This is a genomic window from Sphingobacterium corticis, assembly GCF_042684745.1.
Taxonomy (GTDB): domain Bacteria; phylum Bacteroidota; class Bacteroidia; order Sphingobacteriales; family Sphingobacteriaceae; genus Sphingobacterium; species Sphingobacterium corticis.
The window spans coordinates 410,021-432,122 of record NZ_JBHUMA010000004.1 but is presented as its reverse complement, the minus strand read 5'-3'; the positions used below and the strand labels follow the sequence as shown (position 1 = coordinate 432,122).

18 protein-coding genes and 1 riboswitch are annotated in these 22,102 nt (G+C 40.6%); of the genes, 10 read left to right on the top strand and 8 right to left on the bottom strand.

Features of this window, described 5'->3' with window-relative positions:
- Nucleotides 1–3: 3 nt before the first annotated feature.
- Nucleotides 4–735: a monofunctional biosynthetic peptidoglycan transglycosylase gene (gene mtgA, locus ACFSQ3_RS03175; protein ID WP_380867400.1), complete on the bottom strand. Its 732-nt coding sequence runs from the start codon at nt 733–735 to the stop codon at nt 4–6.
- Nucleotides 736–913: 178 nt separating this feature from the next.
- Here mtgA and ACFSQ3_RS03170 point away from each other — a divergent pair, with 178 nt between their 5' ends.
- Nucleotides 914–3,637: a cation-transporting P-type ATPase gene (locus tag ACFSQ3_RS03170; RefSeq protein WP_380867398.1), complete on the top strand. Its 2,724-nt coding sequence runs from the start codon at nt 914–916 to the stop codon at nt 3,635–3,637.
- 96 nt (nt 3,638–3,733) lie between these two features.
- Here ACFSQ3_RS03170 and ACFSQ3_RS03165 read toward each other — a convergent pair whose 3' ends face one another.
- The 6 genes from ACFSQ3_RS03165 to ACFSQ3_RS03140 all read right to left on the bottom strand — a co-directional run bounded on the left by ACFSQ3_RS03165 (nt 3,734) and on the right by ACFSQ3_RS03140 (nt 11,428).
- Nucleotides 3,734–3,892: a hypothetical protein gene (locus ACFSQ3_RS03165; protein WP_380867396.1), complete on the bottom strand. Its 159-nt coding sequence runs from the start codon at nt 3,890–3,892 to the stop codon at nt 3,734–3,736.
- Nucleotides 3,893–4,060: 168 nt separating this feature from the next.
- Entirely contained in the window at nt 4,061–6,373 is a 2,313-nt protein-coding gene (gene metE / locus ACFSQ3_RS03160) for a 5-methyltetrahydropteroyltriglutamate--homocysteine S-methyltransferase (RefSeq protein ID WP_380867394.1), read from the bottom strand.
- Between the two features lie 73 nt (nt 6,374–6,446).
- Nucleotides 6,447–6,562: riboswitch (SAM riboswitch) on the bottom strand.
- Between the two features lie 63 nt (nt 6,563–6,625).
- Entirely contained in the window at nt 6,626–7,315 is a 690-nt protein-coding gene (locus tag ACFSQ3_RS03155) for a response regulator transcription factor (RefSeq protein ID WP_380867392.1), read from the bottom strand.
- A 34-nt stretch (nt 7,316–7,349) separates the two neighbouring features.
- On the bottom strand, nt 7,350–9,224 hold the full coding sequence (locus ACFSQ3_RS03150) for a sensor histidine kinase (RefSeq protein ID WP_380867390.1): 1,875 nt from the start codon (nt 9,222–9,224) through the stop codon (nt 7,350–7,352).
- Nucleotides 9,225–9,378: 154 nt separating this feature from the next.
- Nucleotides 9,379–10,812: a pyruvate kinase gene (gene pyk / locus ACFSQ3_RS03145; protein WP_380867388.1), complete on the bottom strand. Its 1,434-nt coding sequence runs from the start codon at nt 10,810–10,812 to the stop codon at nt 9,379–9,381.
- 115 nt (nt 10,813–10,927) lie between these two features.
- Complete coding sequence (locus ACFSQ3_RS03140) at nt 10,928–11,428, bottom strand: IPExxxVDY family protein (RefSeq protein ID WP_380867386.1); 501 nt, start codon at nt 11,426–11,428, stop codon at nt 10,928–10,930.
- A gap of 252 nt (nt 11,429–11,680) precedes the next feature.
- Here ACFSQ3_RS03140 and ACFSQ3_RS03135 point away from each other — a divergent pair, with 252 nt between their 5' ends.
- The 9 genes from ACFSQ3_RS03135 (at nt 11,681) to ACFSQ3_RS03095 (ending at nt 21,484) form a co-directional block, all read left to right on the top strand.
- Nucleotides 11,681–11,917, top strand: coding sequence for an acyl carrier protein (locus tag ACFSQ3_RS03135; RefSeq protein ID WP_079643602.1), 237 nt, complete (start codon nt 11,681–11,683; stop codon nt 11,915–11,917).
- Nucleotides 11,918–11,943: 26 nt separating this feature from the next.
- Nucleotides 11,944–13,197, top strand: a complete 1,254-nt coding sequence (fabF, locus tag ACFSQ3_RS03130) for a beta-ketoacyl-ACP synthase II (RefSeq protein WP_380867384.1) — start codon at nt 11,944–11,946, stop codon at nt 13,195–13,197.
- Nucleotides 13,198–13,283: 86 nt separating this feature from the next.
- Nucleotides 13,284–14,021 carry a ribonuclease III gene (gene rnc, locus ACFSQ3_RS03125; RefSeq protein ID WP_380868466.1) on the top strand — a complete coding sequence of 246 codons (738 nt, stop codon included), beginning with the start codon at nt 13,284–13,286 and terminating at the stop codon, nt 14,019–14,021.
- A 30-nt stretch (nt 14,022–14,051) separates the two neighbouring features.
- Nucleotides 14,052–15,455, top strand: a complete 1,404-nt coding sequence (hisS, locus tag ACFSQ3_RS03120) for a histidine--tRNA ligase (RefSeq protein WP_380867383.1) — start codon at nt 14,052–14,054, stop codon at nt 15,453–15,455.
- Nucleotides 15,456–15,581: 126 nt separating this feature from the next.
- On the top strand, nt 15,582–16,577 hold the full coding sequence (gene pdhA / locus ACFSQ3_RS03115; protein ID WP_380867382.1) for a pyruvate dehydrogenase (acetyl-transferring) E1 component subunit alpha: 996 nt from the start codon (nt 15,582–15,584) through the stop codon (nt 16,575–16,577).
- A 46-nt stretch (nt 16,578–16,623) separates the two neighbouring features.
- A complete protein-coding gene (locus tag ACFSQ3_RS03110) occupies nt 16,624–18,294 on the top strand; it encodes a 2-oxo acid dehydrogenase subunit E2 (protein WP_380867380.1) in 1,671 nt (556 codons plus the stop codon).
- Between the two features lie 79 nt (nt 18,295–18,373).
- Nucleotides 18,374–19,552: a serine hydrolase domain-containing protein gene (locus ACFSQ3_RS03105; protein WP_380867378.1), complete on the top strand. Its 1,179-nt coding sequence runs from the start codon at nt 18,374–18,376 to the stop codon at nt 19,550–19,552.
- Nucleotides 19,553–19,570: 18 nt separating this feature from the next.
- Nucleotides 19,571–19,930 (top strand): CoA-binding protein, encoded by a 360-nt coding sequence (locus ACFSQ3_RS03100; protein ID WP_380867377.1) that lies wholly within the window; start codon nt 19,571–19,573, stop codon nt 19,928–19,930.
- A 600-nt stretch (nt 19,931–20,530) separates the two neighbouring features.
- Entirely contained in the window at nt 20,531–21,484 is a 954-nt protein-coding gene (locus ACFSQ3_RS03095) for a helix-turn-helix transcriptional regulator (RefSeq protein WP_380867375.1), read from the top strand.
- Nucleotides 21,485–21,545: 61 nt separating this feature from the next.
- On the opposite strand, the gene ACFSQ3_RS03090 is transcribed toward ACFSQ3_RS03095, so the two are convergent.
- Entirely contained in the window at nt 21,546–22,013 is a 468-nt protein-coding gene (locus ACFSQ3_RS03090) for a DinB family protein (protein ID WP_380867373.1), read from the bottom strand.
- Between the last annotated feature and the right edge of the window lie 89 nt (nt 22,014–22,102).

The window sequence follows — 22,102 nt, the reverse complement described above, 5'->3', positions numbered from 1 at the left end:
TTGCTATTCCGGAATGGTATAGTGATTTAAATAACGAACAATACTATTCGCGCGTCGGTTGATATAAGGGGAAGGTCGGCGCGCATCCCATTTTCTAGGATTGGGTAAGATTGCAATAATTAAAGCGGCTTCTTTTCTAGTTAAGCTTTTACCAGATTTGCTGAAGTAGTAGCGCGAGGCCGCTTCGGCGCCATAAACGCCTTGTCCCATTTCAATCACGTTTAGGTAAACCTCCAAAATTCTTTTTTTCGACCAAAATATTTCGATCAGTACGGTAAAATAGGTTTCCAGGCCTTTTCGAAACCAAGAACGAGCTGGCCAAAGGAATACATTTTTTGCAACCTGCTGACTTATTGTGCTACCGCCACGCAAAGCACCACCGGTTTTATTTCTTTGCAATGCTTTTTCGATCGCCTTCGTGTCAAAGCCGTGGTGCGTCATAAAGAAAGCATCCTCACCCGCCAAAGCGGCTTTCTTCAGATTGGTTGAAATTTCCTCGTAAGCAAGCCAATCCTTTTCAATCTTGAATCCTTTTCCTTTCTCCTTCCATTCAAAACCACGCTTCACCATTAGATAAGTAATAGGTGGATTTATAAAACGCAGAACGATTACCCAAAATATACTCAACGCAAACAAGGCTAATAATACGCGGCCGATCCAGCGTACTATTTTATTACTAGCTTTTTTTTTCGTTTTGTTTGAAAATTTCTTCTTCTTGCTTCTTTGGATAGCCATAATTCTTTTTCCCTGAGAAAATGCAAAACTACGATCATCAAATCAATAATTCATAATCAAAGATAAATAGTAGCTATCAACCTATCCCGTCGATGTCGAATTTTATCAAACAGTTGTGTGTATTTGCTTGTTACAACAATAATTAAGCAAAGCTGAAACCGAGCAATTAATAGCAAAAATGGAAAATTCTAACGAGCATAAGGATAATAATAGGTCGTGGCACGCGAAGGATGTAGAGGATGTCATTTCTTCGTTGAAGACCGACAGTTCAGACGGATTAAGTAGTAGCACCGCGAATAAATTATTGGAAAAGCATGGACCAAACGAGCTTCCGCAAAAGAAAAAGCAAAGCGATATCGTACGTTTTTTTAAGCATTTCCATGACGTGCTTATTTATGTTTTACTCGTAGCCGCAGTAATTACTACCATCTTAGGTCACTACACCGATACTATTGTTATCATCTTGGTGGCTATTATCAATGCGACAATTGGTTTTGTGCAGGAAGGGAAGGCCGAAAAGGCTTTGGAAAGTATAAAAGGAATTCTTTCGCTGAAAGCAACTGTTTTACGAGAAGGCAAACGCAAGGAAATTGATGCTACAGATGTTGTATTAGGTGATATTGTTCTCCTTTCAGCTGGTGATAAGGTGCCAGCAGACTTACGATTGTTCGAATCGGATAATTTAAAGATTGAAGAATCGGCACTTACTGGAGAATCGGAATCGTCGGAGAAACGCACCGACACGATCGAAGAAGATGTGGATTTAGGTGATCGCAATAATATGGCGTACACTAGCACAACGGTTAGCAATGGAACAGGTAAAGGAATAGTAGTAGCTGTAGGGAGGAACACCGAAATCGGAAAAATTAATCAGATGATGTCCGATGTCGCTCAACTAACAACGCCATTGCTTCGCCAAACAAGTCAATTTGGTAAGACAGTCGCTTTAGCTACGCTGTTTTTAGCTGCCGGAACCTTTGCATTCGGATTTTATTTTAGAGATTACGATACGGAAGAATTGTTGTTATCCGCCATTGGACTAGCTGTCGCCGCTATTCCAGAAGGTTTACCAGCCATTCTGTCGATTATATTAGCGATAGGTGTACAAAATATGGCTAAGCGGAATGCCATTGTGCGTAATCTTCCATCCGTAGAAACCCTAGGTTCGGTATCTGTGATTTGTTCGGACAAAACAGGTACACTGACAAAAAATGAAATGACCGTAAAAGATGTAATCCTTCATAATCAACATTATGAAGTGACGGGCATTGGATACGCACCGGAAGATGGCGATATTCAACAGAATGATAAAACAATCGATGTTCAAGACGACAGTGGACTGAAACGTTTCCTTCAATGTATTTACGTCTGTAACGAGGCATCAATCGATAAAAATAAAAAGGGCGAATGGATTATTAAAGGCGATCCCACCGAAGGAGCTTTAGTTACCGTTTATAAAAAAAGCGGATTAGATGAAGAAAAGCCAAAGCGCATAGCGACAATACCTTTCGATTCGGATTACAAATATATGGCAACATTGGTGGAGGAAGACACGGATGCTGTTATGTATGTGAAGGGCGCACCTGATCGTTTGCTTGAATTGGCGACGAAGCAACTTAATGATGATGGCGAAGCAGTAGACCTAGACTTGCAGTATTGGAAAGAACAGATTACTAACTTAGCTAAAGAAGGAAAACGATTAATTGCAGCCGGTTATAAACAGGTTCCTTCTGGAAATTCTGACATTGATCATGACGATTTGGAGGAAGATCTTATTTTGGTAGGCCTTGCCGGCATTATTGATCCGCCTCGAGAAGAGGCTATAGAAGCGATCAAGATTTGTGCAGATGCAGGAATACGCGTAAAAATGATTACCGGAGATCACGTTGATACCGCGAAAGCGATTGGTAAAGAAATGGGAATTGGCGATGGGGAGAAAGCTTGTCGGGGTGCTGATCTAGAAAAGATGAGTGATCAGGAAATGCGTAAAGCCGTTTTAGAATATGATATTTTCGCTCGCACCAGTCCTGAACACAAACTGCGCTTGGTGGAAGCCTTACAGGCCGAAGGACGAATATGTGCAATGACTGGTGATGGTGTTAATGACGCTCCAGCATTAAAGAAAGCGGATGTTGGGATTGCCATGGGAATAAAAGGAACGGAAGTAACAAAGGACGCGTCCGAGATGGTGCTTGCTGATGATAATTTCCGAACGATCGTGGATGCCGTAGAAGAAGGCCGGCGAATATATGACAACCTTAAGAAAACAATCCTTTTTATTTTACCTACAAACGGAGCAGAGAGTTTATTGATAATGGCTAGTATTCTGTTTGGATATATTATGCCACTCACGCCTTTGCAGATTCTATGGGTCAATATGGTTACATCTGTAACTGTTTCCTTAGCGCTAGCTTTTGAAGGAATAGAAGAAGGTACTATGAAACGGAAGCCGCGAAATGCAAAGGAACCATTGTTAAGCGGATACTTTATCTGGAGGATCGTTTTTGTTTCTGTTGTTATTGCTGGAGGAACATTGTACTTGGTGCAGTATCTAACGGATCAAGGCGTGAACAATGATACTATACGAACAGTTACGATGCAAACCATAGTAATTTCGCAGTTGTTTCATTTGTTCAATTGTCGGAGTATTCATGGAACAGCGTTCGATAGTAAGTTTTTTACCAACAACGCCATTTACATTGTTGCAGTTTTACTATTTGCTTTACAAGCAGCGATCACTTACTTGCCATTCATGAATCGTATTTTCGGTACTCAGCCATTGGAATTATCATTTTGGCAATATCCCGTATACTTAGGTTTAGCTGTCTTTATTATCGTAGAGATTGAGAAGTGGATTGTTCGCAAGCTCGTTCTTTCTAAGCAAGAAGAAGAAACTGCTTAAGCATAACGAACTCAAAAATCACTTAAAAAAATGGGCTCATCAGTAACGATGAGCCTATTTTTTTATACAGGTAATGTTGTGTTATGCTGAGAATTGCTATTTTCTTCCGCCTGCAACCTTAGCAATAATCCAAATAATTAAAGCAACAACCACAACTACCGCAATCACGCCGGTCCATACACCTGCTTTGAAAATGCCTTCAATAACTTGACAACTTGTCAATAAGTTCGCGACCATTGCAAATAGCAATGTCATAGGTATAAATCTTTTCATAATCGTTCTTTTATACTACAAAACAGCACATTTTAGCTAATGTTTGATGTGGAACAAATTATATCTTCAAGAAATCGTTAATTAACAAAAATCCCGAAGTGAATTCGCTCACTTCGGGATTTGAAAAATAGTTATGTGTGATTATAAGTATTATTCAGCGCGTAAGATCTTGGCAGCTTCTACCATGGATTCCAACGCAGCTTTGGTTTCTGGCCAAGCACGTGTTTTCAATCCACAGTCTGGATTTACCCACAATTGCTCCGCTGGAACTACTGCTTTCGCTTTGCGCAACAAATCCACCATCTCGTCTTTGCTAGGCACACGAGGCGAGTGAATATCATAAACACCAGGACCGATATCGTTCGGGTATTTGAAATCACCAGCAAAAGCATTCAATAATTTCATTTGAGAACGAGATGTTTCGATAGTAATAACATCTGCATCCATCGCAGCAATATCCTCAATAACGTTGTTAAATTCCGAGTAACACATGTGCGTGTGGATTTGCGTATCATCATCTACATTTGAAGACGATACACGGAACGAACGAACTGCCCAGTTTAAGTAATCTTTCTGATCCGCTTTGCGTAACGGTAAGCCTTCACGAATTGCCGGCTCATCGATCTGAATGATTTTGATTCCTGCTTTTTCTAATGCTTGAACTTCATCCAAGATCGCTAAAGCGATTTGATAAGTGGTGGTAGAACGTGGTTGATCATTACGAACGAATGACCATTGCAAAATCGTAACCGGTCCGGTCAACATACCTTTTACCGGACGATCTGTCAAGGACTGCGCGTAAGAAGACCAACGGACAGTCATATCTTGCGGACGATAAACATCTCCATAAATAATTGGAGGTTTCACACAACGAGAACCGTAGGATTGTACCCAACCGTACTGCGTAAACGCGTATCCTGCCAACTGCTCACCGAAATATTCTACCATGTCATTACGCTCGAATTCTCCGTGTACCAACACGTCGATATCCAATTGCTCTTGTAAACGGATCGTGTTCTCCGTTTCTTCAGCAATTGCTTTATCGTATTCTTCTTGCGTGATAACGCCTTTTTTCAAATCTGCGCGCCACTTACGTACATCTTTTGTTTGTGGGAATGAACCGATCGTTGTTGTTGCGAAATCTGGCAAACCAAACTTAGCTTTCTGCGCTTCTTTACGTTTTGCAAATACCGACGTACGTGTCGCATCTGCATCAGTGATATTGCTCACACGGCTTTTAACATCCGGTTTGTGGATCAAAGGAGATGTGCGACGGCTTTCTGCCGCTTCTTTGTTTGCTTCATAACGAGCAGTGGTTGCTGCATCTACTTCGCCATCAGCCAAAACAGCTAAATCTTTTACCTCCGCTAATTTTTGTTTTGCGAAAGCCAACCAGTTTTTAACTTCCGCCGGAAGCGATTCTTCGTTTTTCTCGTTATCTAAGTCGAAAGGAACGTGTAGTAGGGAAGAAGAAGGACCAACCCAAACGCGATCTTTACCCAAAGCATCAACAGCTTGTTTGATCTTTGCCAAAGATTTTTCGTAGTCGTTTTTCCAAATATTACGGCCTTCTACCACGCCTAATGACAAAGTAAGTGAAGCTGGAACTTTCGCTAAAATCGTGTCTAGCTGATCTTCACCACGAACTAAATCAATGTGTAAAGCGTGAACTGGAAGATTCAATGCTAAATCTTCGTTATCTTTCAACGCTTCGAAATAAGTCGTTGCGATCAGCTTCGTATCACCAGCCGCAGCATTTAATTTTTCGAAAACAGTTTTATAAAGTGCTTTTACTTTCTCGTCGATATCTAACGCCAAATAAGGCTCATCGATTTGAATAAATTGAGCGCCAGCTGCCGCCAGTTTGCTTACAATTTCTTCGTAAACAGGCAATAAGCGATCGATCAAATCAATGCGCTCGAAACCAGCTTCTTTTTCTTTACCCAATAATAGGTATGTGATGGGGCCGATCAAAACAGGTTTTGTATCTAGACCTAACGCTTTTGCTTCGTTATATTCGTTCAAGAATTTTTCGGAGGTCAACTCGAAAGTTTGATCTTTCGTGAATTCAGGAACCATGTAGTGGTAGTTTGTATCAAACCACTTCGTCATCTCCATTGCTGTTACGTCGACGCCTTCCGCCTGGAAACCACGTGCTAAAGCAAAGTATAAATCTAAATTATATTCACCATCAATCTTGTCCAATAATGATTCGTAACGTGCAGGCACAGCACCTACCGTTAAAGTCAAATCCAATACTTGGTCATAAAAAGAAAAATCGTTGGAAGGAATAAGCGCGATGCCGTTTTCTTTTTGCAGTTTCCAGTTGGCTTCGCGGATACTTTTTGCGGTATTAAGAAGTTCTTCTTTGGTAATCTTTTTTGCCCAGTAAGCTTCGTTTGCTTTTTTTAGCTCTCGAAAAGGACCTACTCTTGGGTAACCTAAGTTGTTTGTCGTTAACATAGTTTTATTCTCTAATTTTTATTTTCAATTGATAATTTTGCTATTAGAGAAGGCCACAAGAAACAGTGACTTCAGCTTATCTTTCCCCTATTAGTCCCTCGCAGGTAGAAGTAGAATGTAGCACCTTGTTCAAGCGACAGGTTGCTAAGGCTTCAACGGGTCTATTCCCTCTGCCTTTCTCTATAAGCACTACAAAGTTATAGAACGAAAGTAGAAATTCAAAATTTAAAATGAAATCCAGTAGGTAGGCTATTAACTTACTAATAATTTGTAGCCTTTACCATGAACATTTACAATTTCAACGTTTGGATCTTCCTTTAGATATTTGCGAAGTTTACTCAAAAACACATCCATACTGCGGCCGGTAAAGTAATTGTCGTCGTGCCAAATTTTTACCAATGCTTCCTCGCGTGTAAGTACATCGTTTTTCTTCAGGCAAAGCAATCGAAGCAATTCCGCTTCCTTGGTAGAAAGCTTTTGTTGCTGACCTTTGTAAGAAATAACTTGACTGGTATAATCGAAGAAATAGCCACCAACCTCAAACTTATCGGGAGTTTCATCTTCTTTATCTCTGGAAGCTCTTTTCAATAAGGCGTTAATACGTAACAGTAATTCCTCAACGCGGAAAGGTTTGGTAATATAATCATCTCCGCCTAATTCGAAAGCTTGCGTTTTATCTTCCATCATACCTTTCGCAGTCGCGTAAATAATAGGTACAGTTTGATCTACTTTGCGGACATCTTTACCTAAGGAAAAGCCGTCTTTCTTCGGCATCATAACGTCGAATATGCATAGATCAAACTCGTCCTTTCGGAAAGCATCCATTGCTTCGACACCGTCTTTGCACAGCACCACATCAAACTTTCCTTTAAGTTCCAGATAATCTTTCAAAAGATCGCCCAAATTTGGATCGTCTTCTGCGAGTAGTATTTTTTGAGACATAGATTTCTATTTAAAAATGTGATGAATGGTCCGATTAAGCTTGTTCGGAACTCATCAACGGTAGTGTTACTTCAAATTGTGTGCCTTTATCCTTCTCACTTTTTACCGTGATTTTTCCATTCAGAATTTTAATAATATTATTAACATAACTCAAACCCAATCCAAATCCCTTCACATTGTGGATATTTCCAGTCGGGATGCGGTAGAATTGATCGAAGATTTTTTCCTGATGATCTTTTGACATACCTACGCCTTTATCCGCAACAGATAGCACGATGGTGTTTTTCGTGTTGTAGGTACGCACGGTGATATCCGGTGTTTCCGTGCTGTACTTAATGGCGTTATCAATCAGGTTGAACATCACATTTGATAAATGTAGCTCGTCGCCAATCACGACATCTTTGGCAGCTGATAAATCGATGTGAAACTGGCCTTCAGCTTTTTGTAACTGCAATTGCATGCTATCCAATACGCTGTTTGCAAGATCATTTACATGCACTTTCGTGCGTTCCATTTTCAGGTTTTCTTTTTCTAAGCGTGCGATGTTGAGCACGCGTTCGATATGCGATCCCAGTCGGACATTTTCATCGTAGATGATATTCGCCAATTTGGCGACACGCGTTTCATTAGAAGCTATTTCTTTGTCGCGAAGCGATTCGCTGGCAATCATAATCGTAGCTACTGGCGTTTTAAACTCGTGCGTCATGTTGTTGATGAAATCTGTTTTCATCTCGGATATTTTCTTTTGGCGGAAAATGATGGTAAGCGTATAGGCAAAACAGCCAACCAATAAAGAAAGTAACGCCAAGACACCCGCTACCATAAAGCTCATGTTTCCGGCGATATGACTTTCTTTTGATGGGAAATAAATAGAAAGCAAACCCGGCGACCGTCCTTGATCTCCTTGAAAAAGTGGTGTGGCGTATTCGGTAGCATTATCAATTCGTTGGAAATCCTCGTCATCCACGTTATAGGCCGCTTGGATTATCGGCGCAGCGTTTGGCCGCGGACGAATCTGCATAAAAAACGGCGAAGCAATTCCGCGGTTATATAACTCTTTCTCTAAATAATGTATTGCTAGCTCCGGTTTAATGCGGTCCTTCAAAGGGCGCTTCGACATGGCTATACTCGCCGTAATATCATTGATAACCTGACTATCCTTTCCCCCGATAATCGCTACTGTGTCATACAAACTAGTGGCAACCGCTAATTTTTTGAAGTTAAGATCTCGGAGTTTTTTCTCCACTTCCTGCAGTTGCAAAATGGTTTTTGCATCATTGATAGGGGGGAGTGTAGCCCAAACGAAAGAGTGTACATTTAATGTGCCATCATCAACGATGGGAATTACGAATCGCGTGCTATCATCACGTGCAAGTATTTCTGGAATACGCTTACGTGCGCCTACAGTCGTTGATATCAACGGTAGAGTGGGATCTTGGATATCGTAGCTTTTCTCGATAGAGAAAGTAATTAGGTTGCGGTAGTCGGGTCGACGAACGTAGGTTTCAAAAAAAACGTTATTTACATAAGCTGCATTTGGGAAATTGCGTTTTAAATCTTCTTCCTCATTGCGGTAAAGATCGCGTGCCTCAAAGTCCTTCGTGCGGAGCTTATTAATTTGATCCTGCAAGGCGATTTGCTCTGCTAGGATAACTTCTTTCTCTTTTTGTAACTTTTTATCCTCTGCAAATTTTTCTTGGTTGATTCTTGCTTGCTTCGTTGTAAACTCATAAACCTCCTGACGCTCAATCTTATTGGCCACAATAGCCAACGAAGCTTTTACCGTTTCATCAAATATTTTTGATTTTTGCAAGTAGGATTGTCGGATGAAGTAGTATTGCATGGCAGTAACGCCTAATAGCGCCACCGACATAAACCATATAATTAGGGTAATACTTCTTTTCTTCATTATTGCAAAAGTAATTAGGCAAAACGCTGCTTAAAATGCCTTTAACACAATTTAACAGGCGATTGGCTAGAATCAACGTTCCTCAAAACAAGAACAGCCGCCAAAATCAATTTGGCGACTGCTCAATATAGTTTAAAATATGCTTAATCGAGCATTATTTTACTTCAGATACACGGATTGTGTTTGTTCTGCCTTTTTCGTGTAATGGCGTAGAAGCCGTGTTGATCACGATTTGTCCTGGCGTAACTAGTTTGTGTTCTTTCAACAACTCGTTTACATCTTGGATTGTACCGTCAGTACTTTCGAATTTCTCGTAAATGAACGTTTGAACACCCCATACTAAACTAAGCATATTCAATAATTTCTTGTTACCTGTGAACACATAAATATCTGCATTCGGGCGGTAGCTGGAAATCTCCAATGCCGTATAACCAGATGAAGTCATCGCAACAATCGCAGATGCGTCCGTTTTTTCTGCCAAGAAGATAGAACTTCCGCAAATAGCATCAGCTACTTTTGTAATGTTCACCGATTCGCCAGTATCTTTTGAGCTATAATATGGATAAGAAGTTGATTCTACGTGCGTGATGATTTTTGCCATCGTTTCGATAACGATTTCAGGAAATTCACCAACAGAAGTTTCACCGCTCAACATCACTGCATCAGCACCGTCCAATACCGAGTTTGCTACGTCATTCACCTCTGCACGAGTTGGGCGAGGTGTATTGGTCATTGTTTCCAACATCTGCGTAGCGATAATTACCGGTTTAGATAAATCACGACATTTCTGAACGATAATTTTTTGCAATCCAGGTACTTCTTCCATCGGAAGTTCAACACCCAAATCGCCACGAGCAACCATGATCGCATCTGTTTCCGCAATAATTGCGTCGATATTTTCAATCGCTTCCGGCTTCTCAATTTTTGCAATGATCTTTGCTTGAGAACCTTTTTTAGCAAGGATTTCTTTACACTGAATAATATCTTCCGCCGAACGCACGAATGACATCGCGATCCAATCTGCACCGTGATCGAGTGCGAAGTTCAAGTTGTCTAAATCTTCTTCCGTTAGAGAAGGGATAGAAACTTTTGTGTTTGGCAAGTTGACACCCTTACGTGAGGTAAGGATACCGCCGTGAACAACCACACAGGTTACGGTGTCTTTACGGTTGGTAGAGATTACGCGCAATTGCAGTTTACCATCATCTAACAAGATGATTTCGTTTTCCTTAACGTCGTTCGGGAAGTTTTCGTAAGTAATGTAGATGCTGTTTTCATCACCGATCTTTTCTTTCGTAGTAATTTCTACACGACTACCATTAACTAAGATCGCTCCACCTTCCTTCATTTTTCCGATACGAATTTTCGGACCTTGAAGGTCGGCAAGGATACCAACGTTGAATGGGTTTTCCTGATTGATCTCATTGATGGTGTTGATCACTTTTAGGTGATCTTCTTGTGCACCGTGTGAAAAGTTGAGACGACAAACGTCTACACCTTTTGCGATCAAACGAGTTAACACTTCTTTGTTGGATGAAGCGGGGCCAATTGTAGCAACAATCTTGGTCCGCTTTTTCAGCTTTTCCATTTACTTTTATGTTTATGTTTTTTTAATTCAAATTATTTTACCAGCGATGCATCATATTAACATGCAGTTTATCAGCTTAATCGCTTAAGTGTATCAAATACACTATAATAAAGCGCTAAAATATCAGATTTTCTTTGGATTTCAATATAATTGGGTCGATTTCTTTCACAAGGAGTATATCTACGATACTCTTTAAGCTGTCGATTAAAGTTTTTAAATCATCATCATCGATGAAATGTTTAATCAATATAAAGTAGTCGAAGTTAGCTGCTTCAGGGATCAACAATCCACCTTCCTCGCCTCGATTGCTTATTAAATAGTACTCATGATCGTAAGTAGATTGTGCATAACGGAACGTGGAGAAATGTTGCTTTACTGACGGTTTTCCGCGCTTTTGTTCATACACAATATGGTAATCCATCTCGTTTCGCGGCTTTTCTTTTGGGATTCCTTTATGATCAATATAATCTTCTTTTCCATGCGTGAATTGCAGATTGGTATGCTTATTCACGAAGTGGCATAAACGATAATCTCGAAGCGTTGAACTGATGCCGATAAGCACAAAGTCGAGCTCAAGGTCAAAATCTGTTTCTAATTTAAAGGTAATTTTACTCACAAACTATCTGACGTTAGTCGGTTTTACAAAGCTAAGGATTTTTACAATAACCAACGGTTTGCACAATTTTAGTTGCGTAATCTTATAATAATACCTATTATTGAACACAATAGTCTTATAAGAAAAGTGTATTTATAAAACAACAGCCCTGCTGATTTGTTCTTAATTCGTATTTCTCAAAATCGCAGTTTGATTTTTGAGTAAATTTATTTTTCTTTGCACAGATTTATTAAACAATTAAATTAGAGAATCATGTCAGATATCGCATCAAGAGTAAAAGCTATTATCGTTGAAAAATTAGGTGTTGATGAAAACGAAGTTACACCTGAGGCTTCTTTCACTAACGATTTAGGTGCAGACTCACTTGACACTGTTGAGTTGATCATGGAATTTGAAAAAGAATTCAACGTTGCTATTCCAGACGATCAAGCGGAAAACATCAGTACAGTTGGTCAAGCTATCGCTTATTTAGAAAAGAACGTAAACTAACATTTTTATTAGGCCAAGCATAATTAATGGAGCTTAAAAGAGTAGTTGTTACAGGATTAGGCGCACTTACACCTATTGGTAATACCGTTCCCGAATATTGGGACGGATTAGTGAACGGTGTAAGTGGCGCTGCTCCTATTACGCATTTTGATGCATCAAAATTCAAAACCCAGTTTGCTTGTGAAGTGAAAGGGTTTGATCCGCATCAATTTATGGATCGGAAGGAAGCACGTAAAGTTGATCCTTTTGTGCAATACGCCATCGCTTCGACTGACGAGGCGGTGAAAGATGCTAATTTAGATTTCGATAAATTAAACCGGAATCGAATTGGTGTTATTTGGGGAGCTGGTATTGGTGGTTTGACGACTTTTACAGAAGAAGTAGCAAACTATGTGAAGGGCGATGGAACCCCGCGTTTCAATCCTTTCTTTATTCCCAAAATGCTTATTGATATTGCTCCCGGCCATATTTCAATGCGTTATGGTCTTCACGGGCCAAATTTTTCGGCAGTTTCTGCCTGCGCTTCGGCAACGAATGCTATGATAGACGCGTTTACCTACATTCGTTTAGGGAGAGCTGATATCATTATTACTGGCGGTTCGGAAGCTACGGTTAATGAAGCTGGTATCGGAGGTTTTAACGCAATGCATGCGCTTTCCACTCGTAATGACGATCCAGCTACGGCTTCACGTCCTTTCGATAAAGATCGTGACGGATTTGTTTCCGGCGAAGGTTCTGGTGCGATCGTTTTAGAGAGCTTAGAGCACGCTTTAGCACGTGGTGCTAAAATTTATGCAGAAGTTGTGGGAGGCGGTATGAGTGCCGACGCACACCATATTACAGCATCTCATCCAGAAGGATTAGGCGCGAAGTTATCCATGGATATGGCAGTGAAGGATGCGGAACTTGATTATTCCGATATTGATTACATCAACCTTCACGGTACGTCTACACCAGTTGGAGATTTAAGCGAGCCGAAAGCTATTCTTGGTTTGTTCGGAGAACACGCTTATAAAATGAACTTAAGTTCTACGAAATCCATGACGGGCCATTTATTGGGCGCGGCTGGTGCAGTAGAAACGATTGCTTCTATTCTTGCCGTGCAGAACGATATCGTTCCGCCGACAATCAATCACTTTACAGACGATCCTGAGATCGATAGTAAATTGAATTTCACCTTTAATAAGGCACAGAAACGCGTTGTTAATGTCGCTCTTAGTAATACTTTTGGTTTTGGAGGGCACAACGCATCCATTATCGTGAAAAAGTATAAAGCGTAATGGTATTGTATATCACAAGTAATAAATAAAGTATTAAATAGGTAGTCTGTTGAATGAGGCTACCTATTTCTTTTTCCTATCGATGGATGGCGCTTCGAGTTTATAAACTATATCTTTCTCCCCAACGGAAATACTACAAAAAGCTTAAAAATATTCTTGGCTTTGTGCCGGGGAATATTCGATTGTATCGTATGGCTTTCCGTCATAAATCGGTCGCTGTAGCTATCAAAGAAGGTGTGAAAAATAGCAATGAGCGCTTAGAATTCTTGGGTGATGCCGTGCTGGGGTCAGTCATTGCAGAGTTGCTTTTCAAATTGTACCCATATAAAGGGGAAGGATTCCTGACCGAGATGCGATCGAAAATTGTTTCACGTGCTAACTTGAATCAGCTTTCGCGCAAATTGGGATTGAATGAACTGATTGAGTACGACAAGCGCTTGATCCATTTCTCTGCAAAGCAAGGTTCGTTATTGGGGGATGCATTCGAAGCATTAATCGGTGCAGTTTACTTGGATAAAGGATATGCATTCACGCGCGAATTGTTATTGGAGCGCATCGTAAAAGCGCATGTTGATATCCACACGTTGGAAATGACGGAAACCAATTTCAAAAGTCGCTTAATTGAATGGTGTCAGCACAACAATAAGGAAGTGCAATTTGAGCCGATTGCTAACCCCGAAGGTGAAACGAATAAAATGTTTTCCGTTCGTGTTTTAGTGGACGGTGAGGAATGTGGTATCGGTCGGGACTTCAATAAAAAGAGCGCGGAGAAATTGGCCGCTGAAAAAGCCTGCGAATACCTTAAAATTTTAGACGCCGTCTAGCAATTCGCTTTCTTCTATTATCTTTGCCGTATGGCACAAGTGAAACCTTCCCTGGCAAAGGGTACGCGCGATTTTTCCCCGGCGGAAATGGAGAAGCGCAATCATATCTTCAATACGCTGCGCGGAATTTTTCGCAAATACGGTTACAGCGAAATACAAACTCCTTCTTTTGAAAACTTAAATACCTTAACCGGTAAATATGGTGAGGAGGGTGATCGTTTGATCTTCAAAATCCTAAATTCTGGAGATTACTTAAATAAAGCTTCGGAAGCATTTTTGAGTGAGAAAAATTCGTTGAAACTAATTCCTCATATTTCAGAAAAAGCACTTCGTTATGATTTGACGGTGCCATTTGCGCGGTACGTGGTCATGCACCAGAACGATATCAGTTTGCCATTTAAGCGTTTTCAAATTCAACCGGTTTGGCGCGCGGATCGTCCGCAACGCGGTCGCTATCGCGAGTTTTACCAATGTGATGTAGATGTAGTTGGTTCGTCTTCCTTGCTTAATGAAGCGGAGTTTGTATTGATCTATGGGGAAGCATTGGAGGCGCTTGGATTGAAGGATTTCAATATCAAAATCAATAACCGTAAAATACTCTCCGGCATCGCCGAAGTAATCGGAAAGCCGGAATTGATCGTCGATATGACAGTTGCTATTGACAAACTCGACAAGATTGGCTTAGAAGGTGTAAACAAAGAATTGTTGGAACGTGGTTTTGTAGAAAGCGATTTAACTATTTTAGAACCCATAATTTTGCTTGCCGGAACAAATGAAGAAAAGCTACAAGCTTTGAAGGAAGTTCTTGCATCGTCAACGGTTGGTTTGGCCGGTGTGGCTGAGCTGGAAGATGTATTTGCCTATTTACGTCTATTGGATCCAAACGAAGATACGCTTACTCGTTTTGTCGAAGTGGACATTACTTTAGCACGAGGATTAAACTACTACACGGGATGTATTTTCGAGGTGAAAACCAACGAAGTGCAAATGGGAAGTATTGGTGGCGGTGGTCGTTATGATGATTTAACCGGAATGTTTGGTTTGAAGAATTTGACTGGCGTTGGTGTTTCCTTTGGCGCGGATCGTATTTACGATGTTTTGGAAGAGCTAAACTTATTCCCAACGCAATCCGCGAATGCTACCAAAGTGTTGATCAGTAATTTGGATAAAGGTTTAGAAAAACACACACTGCCATTAGTATACAGTCTGCGCGCAAAAGGAATTGCCGCAGAGATGTATCCCGAGCCAGCAAAACTAAAAAAGCAAATGAGCTACGCGAACAGTAAAGGCATTCCGTTTGTTTGGTTAGTCGGGGAGGAAGAAGCGCAGTCCAATCACATTACTGTCAAAGATATGGAGAGCGGCGAGCAGTGGGCGTTGGATGAAGCATCAGCCTATGAGAAAGTGCGCGTTTACATGTCAGATATGTCATGATTAATTATTAGATTTGTAGTCAGAATAATAAGAAATATTCATGTTAGACAAAAAATAAGCACACATGAATATTCCATATGACCGTTAAAAGTCAAATAGTAAACATAAGAAATTCAATACTTAGAAATGAGTTCAACACCTATAACGAAAGAAACTTATCTAGAGTGGTATCGATCCATGCTACTCATGCGTAAATTTGAAGAGAAGACAGGTCAGCTTTATGGTCAGCAGAAAATTCGTGGTTTTTGTCACTTGTACATCGGTCAAGAAGCCGTAGTTGCAGGGACGATGTCTGTTATCAAGCCTGAAGATTCTATGATTACAGCTTATCGCGATCACGCTCATGCTTTGGCTAAAGGGGTATCTGCGGATGCTTGTATGGCGGAGATGTTCGGTAAAATTACCGGATGTTCAAAAGGTAAAGGTGGATCTATGCACTTTTTCTCCAAAGAACATAAGTTCATGGGTGGTCACGGTATCGTTGGTGGTCAAATTCCTTTGGGAGCAGGTATTGCTTTCGCGGAAAAATATTTGGGCACAAACAACGTGAACATTTGTTATATGGGTGATGGTGCCGTTCGTCAAGGAGCTTTCAATGAAACCTTAAACATGGCGATGTTGTGGAAACTTCCTGTAGTGTTCGTTTGTGAGAACAACGGATACGCGATGGGAACTTCTGTAAAACGTACTACCAACATGTTGGATATCTACAAAATGGGATTAGGTTTTGATATGCCTAGCGCTCCTGTAGATGGTATGGATGTAGTTGCTGTACACAATGCAATGGATGAAGCGGTTGAACGCGCTCGTTCTGGTGAAGGTCCAACGTTTTTGGAGATTCGTACTTACCGCTACAAAGGACACTCTATGTCTGATCCAGCGAAATACCGTACCAAAGATGAGTTGGAAGAATACAAAGGAAAAGATCCTATCATCAACGTGAAACATGCTATCGTAGAAAACAAATATGCGGACGAGGCTTGGTTCAAAGAAGTGGAAGAAGAGGTGAAAAAAGTAGTGGATGCGTCAGTTAAATTTGCTGAAGAATCCGAGTATCCTGATGCATCTGAGATTTATGAAGATGTATACGTTCAGGAGAACTACCCATTCATCATGGACTAATAATAAAAGATAATTACTTTAACTAAATAGATTAGAATCCTACCCAATGGCTGAAGTAGTAAGAATGCCAAAAATGAGCGATACCATGACTGAAGGGGTTATCGCGAAATGGCACAAAAAGGTTGGCGACAAAGTAAACTCCGGCGATTTGATCGCAGAAGTAGAAACGGATAAAGCGACCATGGACTTTGAGTCCTATCAAGAAGGTACCATTCTTTATATTGGTCCAAAAGAAGGTGAAGCTGTAGAAATCGACGCTGTAATCGCTGTACTTGGCGAAGAAGGTGAAGACTACGAAGCCTTGTTGAAAGGTGATGGCGAATCCGCTCCGAAAGAAAGCAAATCGGAAGATAAATCTTCTGCTGACGATAAAGCGGCTGATTCTGAAGAAGAATCTAGCGAAGAGGAAGCTGGTGAAGAAGTAACTGCTGAAGATCTTGGCGTTACTGTAATCACGATGCCATTGTTGAGCGATACCATGAAAGAAGGTGTCATCGCGCAATGGAACTTCAAAGTGGGTGATGCAATCAAATCCGACGATGCAATTGCTGACGTGGAAACGGATAAAGCAACCATGGAAGTGACGGCTTATGCGGATGGTACATTGTTACACATCGGTGTTGAAGCGGGAGCTGCTGCGCAAGTAAACGAAATTATTGCGATTGTTGGTCCGGAAGGAACCGACATCAAGCCTTTGTTGAATAAAAAATCGTCGTCTTCAAAACCAGCATCGGATGCGAAGGCAGCAGATAAACCGGCTGAAAGTAACGCAGGAAGTTCGTCGAAAGAAGAAGCAACTGCTTCTACCTCATCATCGGATGATTCGCGTGTAAAAGCTTCTCCTTTGGCTCGTAAAATTGCTAAAGATAAAGGAATCGATTTAACTCAGGTTAAAGGTTCTGCAGAAGGTGGTCGTATTGTGAAGAAAGATGTAGAAGATTTCAAACCAGAAGCGCAAGAATCTGCTCCAGCGAAAGAAGCTGCTGCTGCATCAGGCGAGAAAGCAACGATCAGCATTCCTCAATATGTGGGCGAAGAGCGCTATACAGAGAAGCCTGTCAACCAAATGCGTAAAACAATCGCTCGCAGATTATCAGAGTCGTTGTTTACAGCGCCTCACTTCTATCTAACTATTAGTTTAGATATGGACAATGCGATGGCGGCTAGAGCACAAATCAATGAAGTTGCTCCAGTTAAGGTTTCTTTCAACGATATTGTAATCAAAGCGGTAGCTGTCGCATTGAAGACACATCCAAATGTGAACTCTTCTTGGCAGGGCGATAAAGTTCGTTACAACGAGCATACAAACATTGGTGTGGCCATCGCTGTAGAAGATGGTTTATTAGTGCCGGTTGTTCGCTTCGCGGATGGTAAGTCACTTTCTCACATTTCTGCGGAAGTGAAAGATTTCGCTGGTAAAGCGAAAGCGAAGAAATTACAACCATCTGATTGGGAAGGTTCTACGTTCACGGTATCTAACTTAGGTATGTTTGGTATTGATGAATTTACATCCATCATCAACTCTCCGGATGGAGCAATCCTTTCTGTTGGAGCGATTCAGCAAGTTCCAGTGGTAAAGAACGGAGCCGTTGTTCCAGGAAACGTGATGAAAGTTACGCTTGGCTGTGACCACCGTGTTGTGGATGGCGCAACAGGTGCTGCTTTCTTACAAACTGTAAAAAGTTTGATCGAGTCGCCAATTCGTTTGTTGGCGTAACCCGATTTACTATATTTAAGGCCACTTCTAAAAGAAGTGGCTTTTTTATTATATCCCTTATTTTAATTATCGATATCGCGTGAAGTTTATTTTACCCCTTTTTATATATAGTGTTGTTGTTTTAAGTTCTTGTGGTGCTTCTCCCGAAGAGAAGAAAGCGGTAGCGGAAAAGAAGCAGGCGGAAATTGATAGCGTTTCTTTAGTTTACGATCCCGCGAAAGCGGATGCTGAGATTGATCAGTTTATGAAAAATCTCCATAGAAAAGGCTTTAATGGGAATGTGTTGGTGGCCAAAAAGGGAAAAATTATTTATCAGAATGCTTTTGGCTGGGCGAATTATTTGCTGAAAGATAGCTTGAACATTAACTCCAAATTCGAATTGGCATCTGTTTCAAAACCTTTGACAGGAGTTGGGGTGATGAAATTGGTAGAAGATGGTAAGTTACGGTTGGATCAGCAGGTTACGGAATTTTTCCCTGATTTTCCGTTTCCTGGTGTGACCATTCAACAACTGTTGACCCATCGATCGGGCTTGCCAAACTATGTTTATTTTTCTGAGGATCATTGGAAAGATCGTAAAAAAGGGATGAGCAACATGGATGCTATGGCGCTTTTAGCGGAGCATAAGCCGAACCGATATGGTGCGCCGGATGGTCGTTTCCATTATAATAACTCAAACTTCATGGTGTTGGCTTCAATTGTCGAGAAGGTGACCGGAGAAAGCTTTGCCACATACATGCAGGAAAATGTTTTTAAACCTGCTGGCATGAAGAACACCGCGATATTATCACGCGCGGTGTATGAAAAGATTCCAACGGATGTTATTGGTCATGATAAAACTTGGCGACGATCTGTCGTTCAAAATTATCTGGATGGGCCAGTCGGCGATAAAGGTGCTTATAGTACGGTGCAAGATTTGTTTTTGTTTGATCGAGCACTTCGCGAAGGCCGTTTACTAAAACAGGAGACCATGGATTCAAGCTATGTCGCACGAAGCGATGCTAAACGAAGTTTGTTCAGTTATGGCTACGGATGGCGTACATTTCATCCTAAAGATAACCCAATCGTTTACCATACAGGCTGGTGGCACGGCTTCAAAAGTTTATATGTTCGTGATTTGAAAAACGATATTACTATTGTTTTGTTAACTAATATGGCGAACGGGAGTTTAAATCAATTAGACGACTTGTATAAAATCTTGAAAATGCCTATTTTGAGACAGAACGCCTATAATTCAAACGGCGATTTAGTAAACTAAATAAATCTCGATTACGATATGAAGAAGACATTAATTTTAGGTGCAAGCACCAATCCAGCACGATACTCTTATTTAGTAGCGAACAAACTTACCCGTAAAGGGCATACCATAGTTAATGTCGGACTTAAGCAAGGTGCCGTTGCTGGCGTGGAGATTCAGCCTGCGGAGGAAATACATACGGATATTGATACCATTACTTTGTATGTCGGTCCAAGAAACCAATCTGTTTATTACGATTATATTTTGGAAACTAAACCAAAGCGGTTAATCATGAATCCGGGAACAGAGAATCCGGAGTTAGCGGATAAAGCTAAAGAAGCGGGCATCGAAGTGGTAGAAGCATGTACCTTGGTGATGCTAAATACTGGACAGTTTTAAGCATATTTTTTTCCAATACGTTATAAGGGTATGCAAAAAGCCGCTACATCATATAGATATGGCGGCTTTTTGTTATTATTGTTTCTCTAATACTATGCATATATCATACTGTTAATAACCAAATTATTTTAAAAGCAACTAATATCAAAATGACCAAAGAAAAATTACGAAAGCTAAGAGTTTTTAATTTGAGATATTCGATTGTCACGGGGCTCGCCACTATCGCATTTCAATTATACAGAAGTACACAGGACGATCGACCCCTTTCCATTTTCAACATCAGCGTAATCACAGTCGTATGGTCTCTCTCCGCCTTTAGTATGTACAAGTTTTTTGATTATGGATTAAAAAAGACCCCTATTACGGAGGAAGAAAAAGATTACTAGTCATAGAGAGGCTAAATATTGTATTAGATAATATAAAAAAAAGAAACACCTGAAGCGGGGAACTTCAGGTGTTTCACTAACTAACCAATTATTAACCTAAATTATGAATACTTGTACATATTCAACATCTGTGCCAATTGAAATTCCTTTGTGTGCTTTAACAAACCTTTAACAAATCAATTTACACAATAGGTTTAGTTATCTTTGAATAGCAATGGACATCAAGAAGAGATTTGATCGCATATTATCCATTTTTCTGCATTTGCAGACAAAGAAGGAAGTGACCGCTTCGCAGTTGGCCGAGAAGCATAAAGTCAGTGTGCGGACTATCTACAGAGACATACAAGCTTTAATAACGGCTGGTGTGCCAATAAATGGGGAAGCGGGATCAGGTTATTCAATGCTGATCGACTACAAACTGCCCGCAATGCCATTTACTCGCGAAGAAGCATTGAGCTTTTTGGCTGCTGAAAAGCTTGTCAATAGATATACGGATCGCTACCTTTCCGAGAACTTTCAATCCGCCTTGATTAAAATGAAGGCGCTTCTACGATTTTCTGAGAAACAACATCTAGAAGATGCTAATCCTTTGCTGATGATACAGAATCAGACAAACTCGTTTAACGAGAAGTTGCCACAAGGATTAAGTATTCTATTAGAAAGCATTGTTTCAAAAAGTTGTGTCCATATTCACTATCTTAAACCAACTACCACGGAAGTAGATCGGCGTGTGATCGAACCAATAGGGGCATTTGTTGAAGGGCGATTTTGGTATGTCATGGCGTTTTGTCAGTTGCGACAAGATTACCGACAATTTCGTTTAGATCGTATTCAACACATTCAGCTGGCTAGTAACTCTTTTTCAAGAACACATCAAGACCTTGCTTTCTATCTAAAACAAAAGGATGAAGTTCCGAAGACTCGTGTAGTAATTCGGGTTGATGGGCATATAGCGCATTATCTTCATTGGGATCGGCACCAATACGGTTTTGTAGAAGAACGTAAGGTTGGTGATGAGGTAGAAATGTTATTCGATTGCGTGAATGTTGAAGAAGCATTCGCGCGCTGGTTTATGATGTTCGGAGACAATGCCAGAATCATGCAACCTTCAAAGTTGAAATACGCGGTCAAGCGAATCTTGAGAAATAGTTTAGATCGTTTAGATTAATGTCTGAAATAATTTCAAGATGGGATTGAGCTAATTGATCCCATCTTAAAATTTAGCGAATTTATCTATCCCAAAAGAATGGAGGTTCTATACCTAGTAATCTTAAATACACAAATCCTTGTCCGCGATGGTGCACTTCGTTGTCAATAAAGTACAGGATGTTGTGGATGACAGGGAATTCATATTCCCCAAACAGATTGAAGCTTTCGTGAAATCTTTCCTCTGTGATCTGTAGAAATAGCTTTTCGATTTTTGGTGTGGCTTCATCCCAAGCTTTCAGTAAGTCAGTTTTGCTGTGATAAGGAAGGTTGTGGTTGTAAGGTTCGGTTTTGTTGTAAACAATTCCCTCCAATCCAGGGACCGCCAAGCTGAGTAACTCTTTTACCAAGTCCGCAAAAGTGCGCATACCGTCCACTTGGAAAGTAAATAATTGATCTTCCGGGAACTTTTCCAATACTCTTTTCGTCAGATTTCTGTGTCCCAACCAGTGGTTTAATAGGTCGTGTTTAGAGATTAAAGTGTTGTTCATAAGTTTCATTTTTAATGTTTATAGAACAAACTTATGGACTGATTATGACAACAGTTTGTCAGTATGTAATTTTTAATTATGAAAATTAT